This is a genomic window from Lactobacillus acetotolerans DSM 20749 = JCM 3825, from assembly GCF_001436775.1.
GTDB classification, from domain to species: Bacteria; Bacillota; Bacilli; order Lactobacillales; family Lactobacillaceae; genus Lactobacillus; species Lactobacillus acetotolerans.
On sequence record NZ_AYZC01000008.1, the window covers coordinates 28,794 to 48,089 of the forward strand.

Here is a 19,296-nt window from a genome sequence, read left to right on the forward strand (position 1 = left end):
ATCCTCCTACTTCAGGTAATCTAATTGTGATTGGGCAATTGTTGCATTTAGCTCTTGCAATTGCCTTGCTTTTTCTGCATCATTCCAGTTCAAATAACGAGCCATTTCATCAACTACCGGTTGCTTAATTTTAGGAAGTGTTTCGGCGGCAAATAAAATTCTATTTGTCCGACGCAACAAGAAATCAACAGCTGACATCGTCATTTCATGATCTAACGCATAGTGTAAGGATAATGTTTCCCCAAGGTTTAATCCTGGAGCAGCTTTAAGATTATCCTTATTATCGAAAATTGCTGGTGAATTACTGCCGTATCTGTTGGCCATTCTATAAGCAGTATCCTTATCAATACCACGTTTTATTCCGTATTGGGCATACTTATCGATAGTTTCATCAACCTTAGTCGGATCAAAGTGTCCACCAGAAACCTGCATCTTCTTAGAATCTTTCAATTCTACTTTCATGCCAAAATCGTGTTCCAAGATTTCTTTGATCTTATCCATGGCACCGGCAGCCATTTTACGGTAATCGGTGATTTTACCACCGGCTAAAATCAATAAGCCATCCTTATCTTCTTTTAACGAACTTCCACGCGAAACGGAAGAAGCACTAGGCTTAAGCTCAGAATTAACTTTCTGAATTCCTTGAAGAACAGCTTCAACGTCTTGCTTACTCTTCTTACCGGCCTCATAAGCTTTAACGACATCAACTAATTTCTTAAAATCAGTATTACTTATCCTAAACTTATTCCCGCCGTTATAATCAGAACCTCCATTAGATGATAACAAAGGCCGTAGACCAGCCCAACTAGCTTCAATATCATCAAGGGTAATATGAGCATTAGGATAACGATGATTAATTACGTTTAACAAGTAATCAACATCTTGTTTAGTAACTGTTGGATTCTTGTAATCACCTTTATAGTCAGTATCGGTAGTACCAAAGTAAACCTTACCTGCTGATGGAATTACAAACACCATTCGTCCATCTTGATCACCAGTATCAAAATAAGTGGTGGCCGGCAGTTTCAATTTTGCATCACTAATAACTAAGTGAACGCCCTTTGTAGGACGAATCTGTCCTTTGCTAGTATCATCTTTATCTAATTTACGGACACGATCAGACCATGGACCAGCAGTATCAATTACAATCTTAGATTTAATATTAAATTTATCACCGGTTACCAAATCTTGAGCTAAAACACCATTAGCTTTTCCGTTGGCATCATGAGTAATATCAAGGGCTTTTACACGGCTAACAGGTAAAGCGCCGTTAGTGTAAGCTTGCTTAATATTTTCAATTACTAACCTAAAATCATTATTTCTAAAGTCTAAATAAATACCTGCGCCCATTAATTTATCTGGATTTAAAGATGGTTCTAACTTCAAGGCTTCATCCCTTGAAATAACTTTGCTTGCATACTTTCCAGTTACATTAGCTAATTTATCATATAACTTCATCGCAATCTTAACGGAAAACATGTCAAAAGTTGAACCTGGTTCATCATAAATTGGCAAAATCATTTTTGCCGGTCGCGGTATGTGCGGCGCGATACCTTGAACAACGGCTCTTTCTTTAACAGTATCAGAGACGACGCCAACATCAAAAGTTTTCAAATAGCGAATACCACCATGGACTAACTTAGTTGATCTGGAAGAAGTTCCACCAGCAAAATCTTGCATTTCGATTAATCCGGTTTTAAGACCATCACCGGAAGCTTGAATAGCGACCCCAGCACCGGTAATACCACCGCCAATTGCTAATACATCTAATTTAGTATTTTTTAATTTATCAATAATTTCAGATCTATTCTTAACAGAAAAATTCATAAGAGACTACCTCCCACATTAGTTCTTATTTGGTTTAAACATTTGCGTTGCTTTCACAGCAAGCTTCCAATTACTATATAGTTTCTTACGTTCACCATCAGACATCTTTGGCATAAATTTTTTGCCATTTGCATACTTATCTTTAATCTCATCAATATTCTTCCAATAACCAACAGCTAAACCTGCTAAGAAAGCTGCTCCTAAAGCAGTAGTTTCTAAATTAGGTGCCTTTTGTACCGGGGTATTCAAAATATCAGCTTGAAATTGCATCAAATAATCATTGTTTGCGGCACCACCATCAACTTTTAATACAGGAATATTAACTTTAGTATCTTTCTTCATCGTATCGACAACATCCCGAGACTGATAAGCGATAGATTGTAAAGTTGCTTTAATAAAATCTTGTCTTGTAGTTCCCCGAGTAATGCCGAAAACAGATCCACGTGCATCTGGATCCCAATATGGGGCTCCTAATCCAGTGAAAGCTGGAACAACGTAAACCTCATTATCGTCTTTGGATTCCATGGCAGCTTCATAAGAATCAGAAGCGTGGTCAATTAGTTTCATTTGATCCCGCAACCATTGAATTGCCGATCCGGCAACATAGATGCTTCCTTCTAGTGCATAGTTAATTTTGCCATTTATACCATACGCAATCGTAGTTAAAAGATTATTCTCTGAAAGTTTTATCTTATTACCGGTATTCATAACAACGAAGGCACCGGTACCATAAGTGTTTTTAACCATTCCGGATTCAAAGGCCATTTGGCCAAATAAAGCAGCTTGCTGGTCACCGGCCATGCCTGAAATCGGCACCTCACTACCATAGAATTGATAGGTAGTGGTTTTACCATAAAGTTCAGAGTTAGAACGAACTTCAGGTAGCATCTGCTCAGGAATATTTAGATACTTTAGAATATCCTTGTCCCACTTTAAGTCATGAATATTAAAGAGCATCGTACGGCTTGCATTCGTATAATCAGTAATATGAACCTTACCGCCAGTCAATTTCCAAACAAGCCACGAATCAATTGTTCCGAATAATAATTCGCCATCTTCGGCTCGTTTTTGAGCTCCATCGACATGATCTAAAATCCAACGAATCTTAGTTGCTGAAAAGTACGGATCTATCAGTAACCCGGTCTTTTCATGTATTTCATTGGCCAAGCCATCTTTACGCATTTTCTCAGCAATTCCTTCACTTTGGCGTGATTGCCAAACGATAGCATGGTAAATTGGTAACCCTGTTTTCTTATCCCAAATCACGGTAGTTTCACGTTGGTTCGTAATACCAATATCTTGAACTTGATTTGGTTTTATACCTGACTCAATAAAACAATTGGCTATTGTTGATAAAACCGCTTGCCAGATTTCATTAGCATCGTGCTCAACCCAACCAGGGTGAGGAAATATTTGTCTAAATTCACGTTGAGCGTCGGCAACCTTATCTCCCTTTTTATTAAAAATTATCGCACGAGTACTTGTAGTTCCTTCATCAATCGCCATTACATATTTTTCATTCATTTTTGTTCCCTCTTAGAATCAAAATATAAAATCACAATCTTTCTCACATATGCAAGCGCTTGCAAACCTAATGTACAACATTATTAGTACTATGTACAGTATTTTTCACATAATTTATTTACGCTTAATTTACTGATATATAAGCATTTATGGACTATACCATTAAGAGATTGTGAAAATACAATCTAGAGAATTTAATTAAGAAAAGCAAAAAAGCAGAATTCATTACTTTGTGAATTCTGCTTTTATACTATATAGATGCCAGCATTTTATTTAAATAACTGGTTAATTAAAATAAATTAATATCTAAAATATATTGCTTTAAAATCTTACTTAAGTGAAAAAATGAACTACTATTTTTATAAAAATTAAGCAATTAAATAAAAGAAGGAAACACAGTAAACTGCACTATTCGTCAAGAATTTTTAATAGTAATTCTAAAAATTCTAATTCGAAAATATAATCGTTTTTCACTTAATAAAAAAATAACTATAAATTTTTTCTCACAGAAGTTTTTACTAACCGGCAATAATATATATCCCCTCTATTTATATTAGTAGTCAAATTTAATAACATATGATATTTATTATTAGGAACTTGCTTATAAACGCTTTATAGCGCAATTTTTTAAATTGTTTTAAATAAAAAAGCGTGCTATGTTGAATTGTGCAATCAAAGAAAGCGCTTTAATAAAAATAAGGAGGTTGAATTATGAATTTCTTAAAACCACATATTGCTAAGAATAAAGTACCAGCGAGCAAAGTTGACAGTACTTATAAAAGACTTCGACTACAAGTATTTATAGGTATTTTCATAGGTTACGCAGGTTACTATTTAGTACGCAACAATTTTTCATTAGCTATTCCTGGTTTAACACTCCAAGGTTTTACTAAAGGTCAATTGGGTTTAGCATTTTCAGCGGTTTCTTTAGCCTATGGAATTAGTAAATTCGTAATGGGTACTGTATCAGATCACAGCAATGCACGAATCTTTTTACCCTTAGGATTAATCCTAGCCAGCATAATAAATTTAGCTTTAGGACTTATTCCTGCCCTAACTTCCAGTATTACAGTCATGTTTATTGTTCTTTTCATCCTTGGTTGGGTCCAAGGCATGGGGTGGCCTGCTGGTGGACGGGTATTAGTCCACTGGTTTTCAATCAATGAGCGTGGTAGTAAAACTTCTGTCTGGAATATAGCCCATAACATTGGTGTTGCTTTAATGGCACCAATCGCTACCGCTGGTATTGCTTTAGTCGGCAGCTACTTTGCCTTTACTGGCATAAAGTCATACAACGGCGCATTTTTACTACCAGCAATCTTTGCTATTATTACAGCGATTCTTGCTTATTTAGCAATCCGTGATACGCCATAATCAGAGGGGTTACCACCAATTGAAGAATATCGAAATGATTATCCAAATAAGAGTCACAAACTAGTTGAAAAAGAACTTTCTACCAAAGATATTCTTTTTAAGTATGTTTTAAATAATAAGTGGGTTTGGATAATTTCCATTGCTAATGTTTTCGTTTATTTAGTTCGCTACGGAGTTGAAAATTGGGCCCCAGTTTACCTAACTGAGGTACAACATATCACTTTATCTTCATCAGGCTGGTCATACTTCTGGTACGAAATGGCTGGTATACCCGGAACTCTAATAGCAGGTTGGATTTCCGATAAAGTCTTTAAGGGACGTCGTGGACCCGCTGGTTTCTTTTTCATGCTCGTAGTTACCGTATTTGTTTATATTTACATGCATGCTACCAATATGTTTATGATTAACTTCTCCTTAATTATGATTGGTTTCTGGATTTATGGTCCCGTTATGCTAATCGGTTTGCAAGCTTTGGATTTAGTACCTAAAAAAGCAGCCGGTACTTCTTCTGGATTAACAGGATTGTTTGGCTATCTATTTGGCTCTGTTGCAGCTAATGCTATTTTAGGCTGGACAGTTGACAAATTTGGCTGGCAAGCAGGTTTCTATATTATTTTAATATCTTGCATCTTGGCAGCTGTCCTGTTTGCCTGCACTTGGAAAGTCAGAGGACAAGAAGAAAATGCCGTTTAAATTTTATATAAAATTCTAAATTAACAAAAAAATAAACCTTGACAGGCTTTTAACCTATCAAGGTTTATTTATTTCTTACAGATTAACTTTAATTACTTTTTAACAATAACTTTAGCACTATCGTGATCAAGGTTAGCCCATTTTACAAATTGGCTCTTACCAACACTAATTTGGACGTAGTTCTTGCCCTTAATAATCTTAGTACCGATAACGTAAACATACTTGCCTTTCTTCATAGCTTTCTTGTTTACGCGCTTACCCTTAGCAGAATAAACATAGGCATTGTGGTTCAAACTATATCTTACCTTGGTAACATTCTTACTTGGGGTAACATTGTGTTTTTTAATATAGCCATTCTTGCTAACTTGAATATAAGCTACATGATTAATAGTAACTTTACCTAAAGCTTTAACAGATTGACCTTTTTTCAAGGTTGGGGTCTTAATCTTCTTACCACTTAAATCATAAGTATAAGAATTATGGGTTAAAGTATATTCAGTTGTTGTAGTGGTCTTATTATCAGCGGTAGTAGCAGACTTATTATCAGTTTTACCATCATTTGTGGCAGTCTTGTCGCTGGTAGTAGCACTAGTTTTATTAGTAGTTGTACTAGTTGGATTTGGACTAATTACATTTGCAGCTTTTGCAGTAGTAGTACCTAATCCAAATGATAATAAAGCAGCACCAGCTAAACTAACCAAAATTTTCTTATTCATATAATACACACCTCATCAATAAATTTATTAGCCTTCGTGACCAATTATTTATATTTTACTACTAAAATTATCATTTAGTTAATTATTAAAAAAATAACTTTGCATTTTTAACCGCAAAGTTATTTTAATTAATATAAGAAATCAATTTGTTGCTGGAGCAGCAGCTGGATTCTTAACTTCCTTTTGAACAGCGATGATTTCTTTACCAACCGTTGTTTCACCAGCTTGAGTTGGCTCATGTTCTTGTAATCTTTCGAGTTAGTAATGATTACCATAACTGTTGGATCTAGTTGATGCTTCTTGATAACATCGATATCAAAAGTACCTAATAATTGACCAGCTTTGACTTCCTGACCAATTTTAACTTTGGTATTAAATCCTTCACCTTTCAATGAAACAGTATCAATTCCCAAGTGGATTAAAATTTCCATTCCATTTGGAGTCTTTAAACCATAAGCATGACCAGTCTTTGCAACTACTGACATTTTCCCATCATTAGGAGCATAAACACTGATCTTGCCACTACCAGATGGCTGAATGGCAATACCTTTACCCATCATCCCTGATGAGAAGACCTGATCTTTAACAGTCTTTAATGATACGGCTTCACCAGCTACTGGTGAATATACAGCATCGTCTTTTACTTCTTTAACTGGTACACCTTTAGGCTTATCAGGTTGCAAAACTTCTTTAGGAATTGCAAATGCATTTGTTAAAACAAAAGCAAGAATAACTGTCAAAATTGAAACGATCGTATAAATTATTAAATCTCTAAAGTTATAAATATACATTAAGTAAGATGGCAATACAGCTAAACCATATGAGTTAGCAGCAACCCTGAAGATACTCAAAACTGCAGCGCCAATGCCAGAGGTAAGTACAGTTACCATTAACGGTTTCAAATTATACCGAATTAAAACACCAAAAATAGTTGGCTCAGAGACACCAAACAGTTGAGAAGCCATGGCTGACATTGAAGTCTCTTTGGCTGACTTAGATTTTGCCCTTAAGAAGATAGCTAAGGCAACACCCAAGTTAGCAAATCCATACATAGCTTCCAAGGTAATTAATGGGTTTAAGTGCGTGGCAGCCAAAAGTGAGGTTTCGATGGCAATCATCATCTGGTGAATACCAATAACAACCATTAATGGGTAAGCAGCACCAATTAAGAAGCCACCAATACCATATGGGATGTGGATGACACCTTCGACGGCGGCAAGCAAGAGGTTTTCAACCCAATGAACAATTGGTCCAACACCTAAGACCATGATTGCAAATGTAACTAGCAACGTTAGAAATGAGGTCATAATCTGCTCAATCACATCAGGCATGTGTTTCCTGAAGAAGAGCTCGGATTTTGCACCAATATAACCGGCTACTAAGGCCGTTAACACTGATCCTTGGGCACCAATTACGAGAATAACCCCGAATAATTTAATTGCCTTTGCCGTTCCGTTGGCTACCGAATAAGCATTTGGCAGCAGTGGTGAAACCAGCATTAATCCTAAAACAATCCCGATTATGGGCGTTCCCTTAAAGTACCTAAAGGTTGACCATACGATCAATGCAGGCAAGAATGAGAAAACAGTATCAGTTAAAACAGAAACAACCGTTAATAAGTTAGCCGGTATCTGACTGGGTACCATTCCAAATAATTTCAATACCTGCGGATTAGTAAAAGTACCCTTTAATCCAAGGAATAAACCAGTTGCGGCAATTACCGGAACAATAGGAATAAAGATTCCAGAAAGCATTGCCATGAATCTTTTACCCCAGGATTGGTTGGCTTTATCTTTATCTGAGTCATCACCTTGGGCATCATCCTTACCGTAAATAGTGTTAACTTCCTTACCGTAAATAGTGTTAACTTCATGCAACTTATCGATTGCCGCATAAACATCATTAACAATCCCAGTACCAAAAATTACTTGGTATTGTCCAGAGCCATAAAAGACCCCTTTAACATCTGGTAAATTTTGAATAGCCTTGTCATCAATCTTCTTACGATTCTTGACAACAAATCTTAATCTAGTTTCACAGTGAGTTAACGAAACAACATTATCTTTACCGACAATATCGATTAGTTGTTTGGCAACGTCTGTGTAATCCTTCTTTTTACGAGCCATTTCTACTCCTCAACTTTCTTTATTAAAACAGCCTCATAAGGTTTTAATTCCAAATTCTGATCAACCTCATGTTGCTCCGAATAATTAGAAACTAATATTTTAGCTTTTGCACACGGAAGCCTCTGCCTTTCTTCACTCATATTAACTAACACCTCGTAATCTTTACCACGCTGATAGCCAACCACCTTATCAGGTAAATCACTGATTTTTTTATAATCTCCATAGATTAAACCGTCCGAATAATCAGGATTATTGCGTAGACTAATTAATTGCCGATAAAAATTTAAGACCGATTGCTTATCCTGCAGTTCATCTTTAGCGGTACTATTACCAACGTTCTCATTTAACTTGAGCCAGGGTTTAGTTCCGTTGTTAAAACCATTATTGACGTCATTATTCCACGGAAACGGCGTTCGGCCATTGTCACGCGAACGTAGATTGATATAATGCAAAGCCTGCTTAGGACTAATACCTAACTTCAGCATTTGTTCATAATTACTAATGCTGGAAACATCATTAAATTCGCTTATATCTTCACGTTCAAAATTTTGTAAACCTAATTCCTGCCCTTGAAAGATAAACGGGCAGCCACGCAAGAAGAAATACATAATTGCTAAAGCTTTAGCGCCAATCCCATTATTTCTATAGGATAATGAGCGAATGTACTTAGAAACACTACGTGGTTGATCATGGTTTTCCAAAAAGTTGGCAGACCAACCACCAGGAGTCTGTTCAATTGACTCTTGACTGGCATCAATTAATTTCCTTAAATCTTTTGGCTTCCAATCAGTCCGCTTGTACCATTCAGAACCAGATTCAACGTCAATATCAGCATAGTGAAAATCAAAGGCCATCGAGAAGACACCATGATCCCCAATATAAGTAGGAAAATCTGAATACTTCAGTCCTGAGGTTTCGCCAACGGTGACTATCTTGCGGCCCTTAAAACAGCGATCGCGCATTTCACGCAGGAATTTTTCAATTCCTGGTCGATTCTCAGTCTTCTTTTTTACTTGAACTAATCCATCCGGACCGTCGGCTGGCAAAGACTTGAAGTCTTGATCTTTCTTAATGAAGGTAATGGCATCAACCCGGAAGCCATCAACTCCCTTATCAAGCCACCAATTGATCATTTTATAAATTTCATTGCGTAATTCTGGATTTTCCCAATTTAGATCAGGCTGTTGTTTAGAAAAGACGTGTAAGTAATAATCATTACTGGCACCTACTCTTTCCCAAGCTGATCCATAACCGAAGTTGCTCCGCCAGTTATTTGGCGGATTATCGCCGTCACCCTTCTTAAAGATATAGTAATTACGGTATTTAGAAGACGGATCTTTAAGTGCTTTTTTAAACCAAGGGTGCTGATCAGAAGTATGGTTAACGACCAAATCCATAATTAGCTTCATACCCAATTGATGAACCTTTTTTAATAATTCATCAAAGTCCCTCATATTGCCAAAAATAGGGTTGATTTTAAAATAATCTGAAATGTCATAACCGTTATCAACCATCGGCGATTGATAAATTGGAGACAGCCAAAGAACGTTTACACCTAAATTCTTCAAATAGCCTAACTTAGAAATAATACCTTGGATATCTCCAATGCCATCATTATTTGAATCTTTAAAAGAGGCAGGATAAATTTGGTAGAAAACTTCTTTTTGCCACCATTTTTTATTTTTAATCACAAATTTTAACTCCTTTATCTGGTATCGATTCCACAAAGTATACAAAAAAACTTTAAGTACTTTTTCGAATAATAACCTTCAATTTCATTTTTGGAACTTGAATATGATTCTTTACCTTTAAATTATCTAACAGTTTATGGACTGCAGCTCTAGCTAAATCATCAACAGGCTGATGAATCGTAGTAATCGGCACCGCCGCATATTTAGAAAGCGGCTGATCGTCATAACCCATTACGGCTATATCATTAGGAATCTTAATATTATGCTTTTGCAAATTGACTATTAAACCCAATGCAACTTCATCTGAGTTAGTGAAAACAACTTCAGGCTTTTGCTTTAAATTCAATATATTGTTTGCTAATTTAAAACCATCATCAATAGTGTGGTAACCCTCAAAAATCCAATCAGCTTTAATTGTCAAATTGTGTTCCTGCATAAAATCTAGAAAAGCCTGTGTTCGGGTACTCCCATGATCACTGCTAGTAAAAGAACCGCCAGTTACATAAGAAATTCTTTTATAACCTTTATTGAACAGATACCGTAAGCCAGTCTTAACCGCATCATAGTGATCTAAAATAATTGAATTAGGCCTTAATTCTGGTATATCTTCATTTACTAAAATAACTTTGCCAGGATATTTTTTCGCCGTTTTAATTATCTGATCGGCTTTCTCAATCGATGCAAGCATAATAGCATCAACTTCATGGCTATCTAACATCCCCAGAAAATGTTGTTCAACTTCTGGATCATCATAAGTTTGCATAACCATTACGCTATAACCATATTTATGCAATAGCCTCTCAATCCCATCAATCAGCTGAGCAAAAAATGGGTTCGTAATTCTCGAAACTAAAACACCAATCTGGTTAGTTTTATGTGTTCGCAATTGCTTGGCAACCGTATTGGGAGTATAGTCAAGCTTTTTAATTGCTGCTTCAATCCGTTGCCTTTTCTCTTTACTGACATAAGGTTGATTATTCAAATACCTTGATACCGTTGTTGTACCAAGATTAGCTTCCTTAGCTATCTCAGAAATTGTTGTCATTAACTCATCTCATTTACATATGGTATCGTTTCCATAATCATAATATAACCGCTTACATTAAATGTCAATGCTTTTAGTAAAAAAATTCACTTTCAACAATATAAACAATTATAAATAAAAAAATAACTACGACAATCCTTTAATCATCGCAGTTATTCAAAAAATCTATATTATATACTTAACTAGTTCATAATTATTGCTTAACAATTACTCATTGATAAGTTCAAACTTTACCAGTTGTAATTTTCAGGATCCTTCTTACCTAAACCAGTTGCCTTATCAAGCATAATTCTTTGCTCAAAGTGAGCAACATTAAGCTTAGTTTGTTTAACCATATCTGGGTTTACGGATACGTAGTCGATACCACTGCGTACCAAGAATTCAGTAAATTCTGGATACTCTGAAGGAGCCTGGCCACAAATTGAAACGGTCTTACCGTCATTGTGAGCAACCTTAATCAGGTGCCGAATTGCGCGCTTAACAGCTAAGTTACGCTCGTCGAACAGGTGAGCAACAACGTCATTGTTACGGTCACAGCCAAGGATCAACATGGTCAAGTCGTTTGAACCAATTGAGTAACCATCAATAAATTGGTCAAATTGGTCAGCTAAAATGATGTTAGAAGGAATCTCAGCCATCATGTAAACCTTGAAGTCAGCACTACGTACCAAACCTTCTTCACGCATAATATCTGTTACCTTACGAGCCTCATCAACGGTCCGACAGAATGGAATCATTACGTTCAAGTTCTTCAAACCATACTCATTACGTACCTTCTTAACAGCTTGTAATTCCAACTTAAATGCTGGCAAGTATTTAGGATCGTAATACCTTGAAGCTCCACGCCAGCCAAGCAAATCGGCTGATTCATGCGGCTCGAACTTATCTCCACCCTTTAAGTTCCGGTATTCACTTGACTTAAAGTCTGAAAATCTCAAAACTACCGGACGTGGTGCCATTGCTCTAGCAACTTTACTGATACCGTTAGCTAATTCATTAACAACGTATTCTGGGTGACCAGTTTCAATTAAGTAAAGTGGGTGCTTGTGAATGTAAGTAGTCCATAAGAACTCTTCACGCATTAAACCAATACCATCGGCTGGTAAACTAGCGTACTTTTCAGCAAGATCTGGGTCACCTAAGTTCATCATTACCCTAGTTGCTGTTGGTGGGAAGTATTCGGCTGCTGGAGCAGCAGTTGCACTGTTAGCTGCCTTCTCCTTCGGCTTAAGAATATTCTCTGCACGGCCTTGGTAAACAATACCGTTCTTAGCATCAATAGTTACTTCTTGACCAGTCTTTAATATCTTAGTAGCAGCGTTACCTCTGCTTGAAGTACCTACCAAACACGGAATCTGCATTTCACGAGATACGATCGCAGCGTGACAAGTCATACCACCATTGTTAGTAACAATTGCGGCAGCCTTCTGCATTGCTGGTACCCAGTCTGGTGAGGTCATCAAGGTTACTAAAATTTCGCCCTTCTTGAACTTGCTGATATCCTTTGGATCATCAATAACGTGAACTGTACCGGTTGCAACGCCAGGACTTGCTGGCAAACCTTTAAGCAGAACCTTATTATTAGTGGCTTTAGTGTCGCTTCCTTGTTCTTGCTCCTCAGGCTTCTTATCACCATTCTTCTTACGTTGTGACCAAACTGTTTCTGGACGGGCTTGGACTAACCATAACTTATCGTCTGGATCAAGAGCCCACTCCATGTCCATGTAACAGCCATAGTGCTTCTCAATTTCTTCAGCGTAACGAGCCAATTCTACAATTTGCTTGTCATTCAAAACTGAGCTCTTAGCCATCTTCTCTGGGACATTCTTTTGTTCAACGCCACCATTTGGCATACGAACTAATTCGATATTCTTGCTTGGAATGGTCTTATCAACGATCTTCATTGACTTCTTGTCAACAATGTAATCATCTGGGGTTACGGTACCTTGTACCGCATACTCGCCAAGGCCCCAAACAGCTTCAATCATGACTTTAGTATCGTCACCGTTAGCTACGTTAACACTGAACATAATTCCTGATCCCTTTGAAAAGACCATCATTTGAACAGCGGCTGATAGAGCAACTTTTTCTTGTGGGAACTTTGCCTTAATTCGGTAATAAGTTGCACGATCAGTAAACAGTGATGCATAACACTGTTGGACTTTTTTAATGACATTATCGCGGCCATGAACATTTAAATAAGAATCTTGTTCACCAGCAAAGGATGCATTTGGCAAGTCTTCAGCAGTGGCACTCGAACGAATAGCTACAAATGGTTCATTTTGACCCATCTTTTTGGCCAATTGGTCATAAGCGTCACCTATGCTTTTAGCCAGGTCATCTGGCATCTTGACGCTTGTCATAATCTTTCTAATTTTTGAACATACACGATGTAACTCATCGGAATCTTCAGGATCTTTCAAGGTCTTGAGTAAAGCATTTACTTTATCATTACAACCGGTTTCTTTCATAAAGTGACGGTAACCGGCTGCGGTTGTGGCAAAACCATAAGGAACAGGTACATTAGTCCCTGATGTTAACTCACCCAGTGAAGATGATTTACCACCAACTAAATTAACGTCCTTACGACGTAAATCATTGAACCATAACACAAAAGTTTTATCTCTAGACTCCATAAATTCACAACTTTCTATGCTACTAATTTGTTACTTTTGTAACCGTTTTCATTGTCTTATTTTTTGGCACTTTTGTCAACCTATCTAGACCACATTTATAAAAAATAAGGTAAGCTTAACAGCAAAAACATGGCTATAGTAAACGATAAAACCAACAACAGAAAATTAAAATAACAAAGACAAAAATAGCCACCTTCTTGGGTGACTATCTCTTTTATTTATCGTGTTCTTTATGCCATTGCTGAATCTGTTCTAAGCGCTTTTTAAAACGAATTTCGTGTCCTTGAGTAGTCGGATGATAATAATGGTGCCCTTCCAGTGAAGGCGGCATTGTTTTCATTGTAGTTAACTTATCCTTAGCGGCATGAGCCAATTTATAATTCTTACCGTAACCTAAATCCTTCATCAATTTGGTAGGAGCATTCCTAATTTGTAGCGGTACTGGTTCATCCGGATAATCTTTAACATCCTTAGCTGCTGCTAATTTTGCCTTATAAATTGCGTTCGATTTAGGTGCCATCGCTAAATAAGTGACAGCTTCAACCAAATGGACATCACATTCTGGCATCCCCAAGAATTGGCAAGCCTGAAATACATTAATGGCTACATTTAAAGCATTTGTATCTGCCAAGCCGACATCTTCACTGGCAAAGCGGACTAACCTACGCGCAATATATAGTGGATCTTCTCCACCAGCCAGCATCCTAGATAACCAATAAATTGCCGCATCCACATCACTGTTTCTCATTGATTTATGCAGGGCGGAAATAATATTGTAGTGCTGCTCACCTTTCTTATCGTATAAAACAAATTTCTTATTAATTAATTGCTTCAGATCGTCTTTAGTGATGGTAATATTCTTGCCATCCTTTTTACCATTTAAAACCGCCATTTCCAAAGTATTCAAGGCAACACGAGCATCCCCATTAGCGAAGTTAGCAATTGCCCTTATTTCATCTTTACCAATGATGATTTTATGATCTTTAAAACCTTCCGGATTTTTTAATGCATTCTGCAACAACTGCATAATATCAGCAGTCGTTAGCTCTTTAAGGACGAAGACTTTACAGCGGGACAACAAAGCTGAATTAACCTCAAACGATGGATTCTCAGTAGTAGCTCCAATTAAAATGATGCTGCCACGTTCTACGTATGGTAGAAATGCATCTTGCTGTGCCTTATTAAAGCGGTGGATTTCATCAACAAAGACGATCGTCTTTTCACCTACTTCCCGGTCTTTCTCCGCCTGGTGCATAACTTTTTTAATCTTACTGATACTGCTGTCAACTGCACTGAAGCTCAAAAACTTAGCTTTAGTTTGCCTGGCAATAATTTCAGCCAAAGTTGTCTTACCGACACCGGGAGGTCCCCAGAAAATCATTGAGGATACTCGATCTGTTTCAATAATTTCACGGAGTATCTTACCTTTTCCAAGCAGCTGCTTTTGCCCAACAAATTCGTCTAAAGTTTTAGGTCGCACCCGACTGGCAAGCGGTGTATTATTCTCTGATTGATTAGCAAACAGTGATTCTTGTCGCATATAATCACTTTCTAACATTTAAGTTTCATTAATAAAAATCTATTTAGTTAATTGTAATCATTCCCATGCCTTTATGTAAAACTGAACGACACAAGTATTTAGTTTTGGGATACATAAAAAATTTTATTCTACGATTTTATGTATTCTAATACATGAAAACCGCTTTTTCTTAAAATTCTTCTTATTGTATAATTAATTCATAACCTAAAAATATGATTCAAGGAAAGAAAACATGGATAAGCATAAAGAAAACCCAATTGAAATCCTGGTAACGATTAACCAAAACTACATCAAGCCACTAGAAGTAATGTTATACTCAATGCGGCTTAATAACCCGCAATCTCATTTTCGCATCTGGGTTATTTACGAAGATATTAGTGATGCGGCACTTAATAATCTCAAAGGATTCACTGACAAAATAGGTTTGGCTTTAAAAAGTTTAGCCATGAATCAAGATTTTCAGTTCCCCCAATCATTAATTAACCTGCATGATTATCCTAAAGAAATGTACTTCCGCTTACTGTGCGGCAATATTTTGCCAGCTTCATTGCATAAAATTATCTATTTGGACCCAGATATTCTCATAATCAATTCGATTGCACAGTTATGGAACTTGGATCTTAAAGGCAATATGTTTGCTGCTTCAGTTCACGAAGGCTTAACAGATATCATGAGTTCAATTAACAACATCCGTTTAGGCACCAAGTATGGTTACTTCAATTCTGGAATCATGGTCATGGACCTGGATAAAATGCGTAAGATGGTTAAATTAAGAGATATAAGTGCAGTGATCAATAAGCATCATGATGCTTTAATTCTGCCTGACCAGGATATTTTGAACTACTTATACGGGAAGTACATTCTGAAAATTCCGGAAACCAGGTGGAATTATGATGCCAGAGCCTATTCTATTTATTTGGTAAAAAGCAGTGGCAAATATAATCTTGAATGGGTAATGAAAAACACTTCAATTCTACATTTCTGCGGTAAACCTAAACCATGGCAAGACAAGAATAATACCCGCTTCAAAGCGCTATATCTCAACTACCAGCAGATCGTAAATAAATTGATTGCAAGCCAATAACAAAAGCGCTACTGTATATTTACAAGTTAATAAGACGATGACGTTCGTCTTAAAAATTGCTAAGCAATTTAATGACGCCTATTGCACAAACTCTTATAGAGCCCAATGTAATAGGCGTTTTTTTGATGTTAAATTTTGAGGTGATCAGCATGCTAGAAAAAGAAGATAAGATTCAGGGATTAACCCGAGAAGCAGCAAAAAACAAATTAATGGTTGATGGGCCTAACGAGGTAGCAGAACCAGAATTCAATTTTTATAAGGAAGTACTAAAACGACTTTGGGAGCCGTCAGCCTGGATCCTTGAAGTAGCCCTCTTAATTGAATTTGTCTTAGGAAAATATATCCAGGCATTCTTTGTGGTGGCAATGCTCTTGTTTTCCGCATTCACCGGAGCTATTCAGTCAAGACGGGCCAACACAGTTCCTGCACTCTTTAGCACACAAATTAAATCCAACTGCTTCAGTTAAGCGGTCTGGTAAGTGGATTAAGGTTCCTGCAAGAGAATTAGTCGTAGGAGATATAATCAGCTTAAAGCAGGGTGATATTATCCCAGCTGATGTAAAAATCCTAACCCACCCTATTTCCGTTAATGAAAGTAGTATTAGTGGCGAGGCAAAAGCTGTCACCCATTCGGTAGCTACTGCTGCTTTTTCAGGCACCGAGATTCTAAGCGGCCATACTTTAGCAATCGTTACCAAGACTGGTAAAAATAGTCGTTCTGGAAAAACGGTTAGCCTAATCAATAAATCATCTGCTCCTGGACAATTACAAATTCTCTTAGGCAAAGTAATCGGCTATTTAGCAATTCTTGATGCTATCTTGGCAATTATATTAATTATTGTGGCGATAATTCGGCACGAAAATTTAATTAATATGTTGCCATTCTTAGCAATGCTTTTTATTGCGACCATTCCAATTGCAATGCCCTCAAGCTTTGCAGTTGCTAATTCAGTTGAAGCCAAAGAATTAAGTAAACATCATATCCTAGTCAGCGATTTGAGCGGAATTCAGGAGGCTGCCAATTTAAACCTATTATTAGTAGACAAAACCGGTACAATTACAGCTAATAAACCTGAAGTAGTCCGTTTTTATAATCTAAGTCACGTTAACACCAGGGATGCGATTCAGTACGCTGTCAGTGTAACCGATCGGCGTAATTCTAGTGTGATCGATCTGGCCATTTTAAAATATGCAAAACAACAGGGAATCGAGTCTCTAAACAAAACTAACTTCCAGCCGTTCAATCCCGATATAGGATATTCAGAAGCAACAATTAATGATAAAACTATGGTGAAACTTGGATCCCTCAAGAGATTAAGCAACATAGCCCACTCACCTATTAAATTACCAGAAAAGATCGATTTTTCTTCTGGGCGAACAGTTGCCGTGATGGTAAATGGTAAAATTATTGGTATTTTTATTTTAGAAGACCAACCACGTCCTGATAGTGCTGCAGCTATTAAAAAGATCCAAAGTCGTGGTGTAAAAGTCATCATGCTAACCGGTGATAATCAAAAAACTGCGGCTGCCGTTGCCCAAGAAGTTGGGCTTAAGGGAAAGGTAGTTTCGTATTCTGATTTAAAAAACGTGCAAATTGACCAATTAGCCGGTATTTCTGATGTTATTCCTGAAAATAAGCTAGAAATGGTTAAACTAATGCAGAAACAAGGCTATATTGTAGGGATGACCGGTGACGGTGTTAATGATGCAGCTGCATTAAAACAAGCAAGTGTGGGAATTGCTGTAAAAGATGCCGTTGATTTAGCTAAAACTTCTGCAAAAATGATTTTAATGAGGGATGGATTGATGCCAATCATTGAAATCTTAGACAGTGGTCACCGCGTTTATCAGCGAATGTTAACCTGGACAATTACTAAATTGTCTCGTTCAGCTGAACTTTCAATGTTGCTAGTCTTTGGCTACATTATCTTCCACTTCATGCCATTAGGACTAAACGCGATGATTCTAGTAGCCATACTCAATGATTTGGTAACTTTAGTATTGGGTACCGACAATACTGTCATTACTCATAAGCCTGAAAGTTGGAATTTATTTAATTTAAGTAAAATTGCGATTGTATTAGCTATTGGTTGGACAGCAGTTGGATTCGCTATCCTTTACTATCTAAATGCAAATAACTTCTCAAGCGGTCAAATAAGTTCTGCGTTATACTGCTATCTAATATTCAGTGCAATGCTCACCATTTTAATGACGCGCACTAAAAAGACATTCTGGTTAGGTAAACCAAGTAAAGCCGTAGCCACAGCAATTATTCTTAATTGCATTATTACCATTACCCTTTCTCTCACTGGTTGGGGGATTACTTCTATCAGCATGAAACTAATCTTAACGATTGCCTTCATTTCAGTACTCACAGCTTTAATATTAACTGTCATTCGTAAAATATAATTAAAAATCAATAAGACACAAAAAAGGTTCTGTAATCGAAATAATTACAGAACCTTTCTATTTACGCCCAATAAATTGTGTACATATGTTAGGACATTGCTAAACCTTAACGAGTTTCAAAATTTGCCCGTTTGAGGTAACGACCGGAACCAATGATGTAATAGCTCTTACCACGAATCCCAACGGGATCGCCATAAGTTCCAACTACTTGGTGCTGCTTCACCACCTTCCGGCCGATTCTATTACCATACTGGCTATAGATATAGGCATTATGCGTAAGTTTACGTTTAGTTGCGTCAATGTTGCCAGCTGCAATGTAGTAATTGTTAGCTGCCACATAGAACTTGCGGCCATTGATCGTCGTTGTGCCATAAGTCTTTACCTTGGAATTCAGATTCAAGATGACCTTATTAGCACGTTTACCTTCCCTGTTATACAGGTAAGCATTGTGCTGCAAAGCTTTGACTGTGAATGCTTTGTTGCTATCTTGCTTAGCGTTTGGTGATAATTCACTATTAGCCAAGTCTGGATTAGCAATCTTAGTAAAGTTATTGGCTTTCATAAAGTGATTATAATCAATGGTGTAATACTTCTTACCACGGATCGTGACAACAGTCCCGTAAGTAGCCAT

Annotated in this window: 10 protein-coding genes and 2 pseudogenes; 3 read left to right on the forward strand and 9 right to left on the reverse strand. The window is 37.0% G+C overall.

The window, feature by feature from the left end:
* Positions 1-6: 6 nt before the first annotated feature.
* Together glpO and glpK are read right to left on the reverse strand one after the other, a co-directional pair.
* Entirely contained in the window at positions 7-1,827 is a 1,821-nt protein-coding gene (gene glpO, locus FC77_RS02325; protein WP_056969967.1) for a type 1 glycerol-3-phosphate oxidase, read from the reverse strand.
* A gap of 18 nt (positions 1,828-1,845) precedes the next feature.
* On the reverse strand, positions 1,846-3,351 hold the full coding sequence (glpK, locus tag FC77_RS02330; protein WP_056969968.1) for a glycerol kinase GlpK: 1,506 nt from the start codon (positions 3,349-3,351) through the stop codon (positions 1,846-1,848).
* 711 nt (positions 3,352-4,062) lie between these two features.
* Here glpK and pgtP point away from each other — a divergent pair.
* Positions 4,063-5,418: pseudogene (gene pgtP, locus FC77_RS02335) on the forward strand (phosphoglycerate transporter protein PgtP).
* A 92-nt stretch (positions 5,419-5,510) separates the two neighbouring features.
* Here pgtP and FC77_RS02340 read toward each other — a convergent pair.
* The 6 genes from FC77_RS02340 to FC77_RS02365 all read right to left on the reverse strand — a co-directional run bounded on the left by FC77_RS02340 (position 5,511) and on the right by FC77_RS02365 (position 15,172).
* Positions 5,511-6,134 (reverse strand): SLAP domain-containing protein, encoded by a 624-nt coding sequence (locus tag FC77_RS02340; protein WP_056969969.1) that lies wholly within the window; start codon positions 6,132-6,134, stop codon positions 5,511-5,513.
* Between the two features lie 128 nt (positions 6,135-6,262).
* Entirely contained in the window at positions 6,263-8,260 is a 1,998-nt protein-coding gene (locus FC77_RS02345) for a PTS sucrose transporter subunit IIABC (RefSeq protein WP_151443598.1), read from the reverse strand.
* A gap of 2 nt (positions 8,261-8,262) precedes the next feature.
* The gene (locus tag FC77_RS02350) at positions 8,263-9,951 is read right to left on the reverse strand and encodes an alpha-glucosidase (RefSeq protein ID WP_056969970.1); all 1,689 of its coding nucleotides are present in this window, start codon (positions 9,949-9,951) and stop codon (positions 8,263-8,265) included.
* Positions 9,952-10,003: 52 nt separating this feature from the next.
* Positions 10,004-10,996 carry a LacI family DNA-binding transcriptional regulator gene (locus FC77_RS02355; protein ID WP_056969971.1) on the reverse strand — a complete coding sequence of 331 codons (993 nt, stop codon included), beginning with the start codon at positions 10,994-10,996 and terminating at the stop codon, positions 10,004-10,006.
* Between the two features lie 230 nt (positions 10,997-11,226).
* On the reverse strand, positions 11,227-13,632 hold the full coding sequence (ppsA, locus tag FC77_RS02360; protein ID WP_056969972.1) for a phosphoenolpyruvate synthase: 2,406 nt from the start codon (positions 13,630-13,632) through the stop codon (positions 11,227-11,229).
* Between the two features lie 214 nt (positions 13,633-13,846).
* Positions 13,847-15,172 carry a replication-associated recombination protein A gene (locus FC77_RS02365; RefSeq protein ID WP_056969973.1) on the reverse strand — a complete coding sequence of 442 codons (1,326 nt, stop codon included), beginning with the start codon at positions 15,170-15,172 and terminating at the stop codon, positions 13,847-13,849.
* A 232-nt stretch (positions 15,173-15,404) separates the two neighbouring features.
* Here FC77_RS02365 and FC77_RS02370 point away from each other — a divergent pair, with 232 nt between their 5' ends.
* A complete protein-coding gene (locus FC77_RS02370; RefSeq protein ID WP_054681463.1) occupies positions 15,405-16,256 on the forward strand; it encodes a glycosyltransferase family 8 protein in 852 nt (283 codons plus the stop codon).
* Positions 16,257-16,405: 149 nt separating this feature from the next.
* Positions 16,406-18,665 (forward strand): annotated as a pseudogene (locus tag FC77_RS02375) (HAD-IC family P-type ATPase).
* 106 nt (positions 18,666-18,771) lie between these two features.
* Here FC77_RS02375 and FC77_RS02380 read toward each other — a convergent pair.
* The coding region (locus FC77_RS02380) for an SLAP domain-containing protein (protein ID WP_056969974.1) at positions 18,772-19,296 on the reverse strand (525 nt) is incomplete at its 5' end.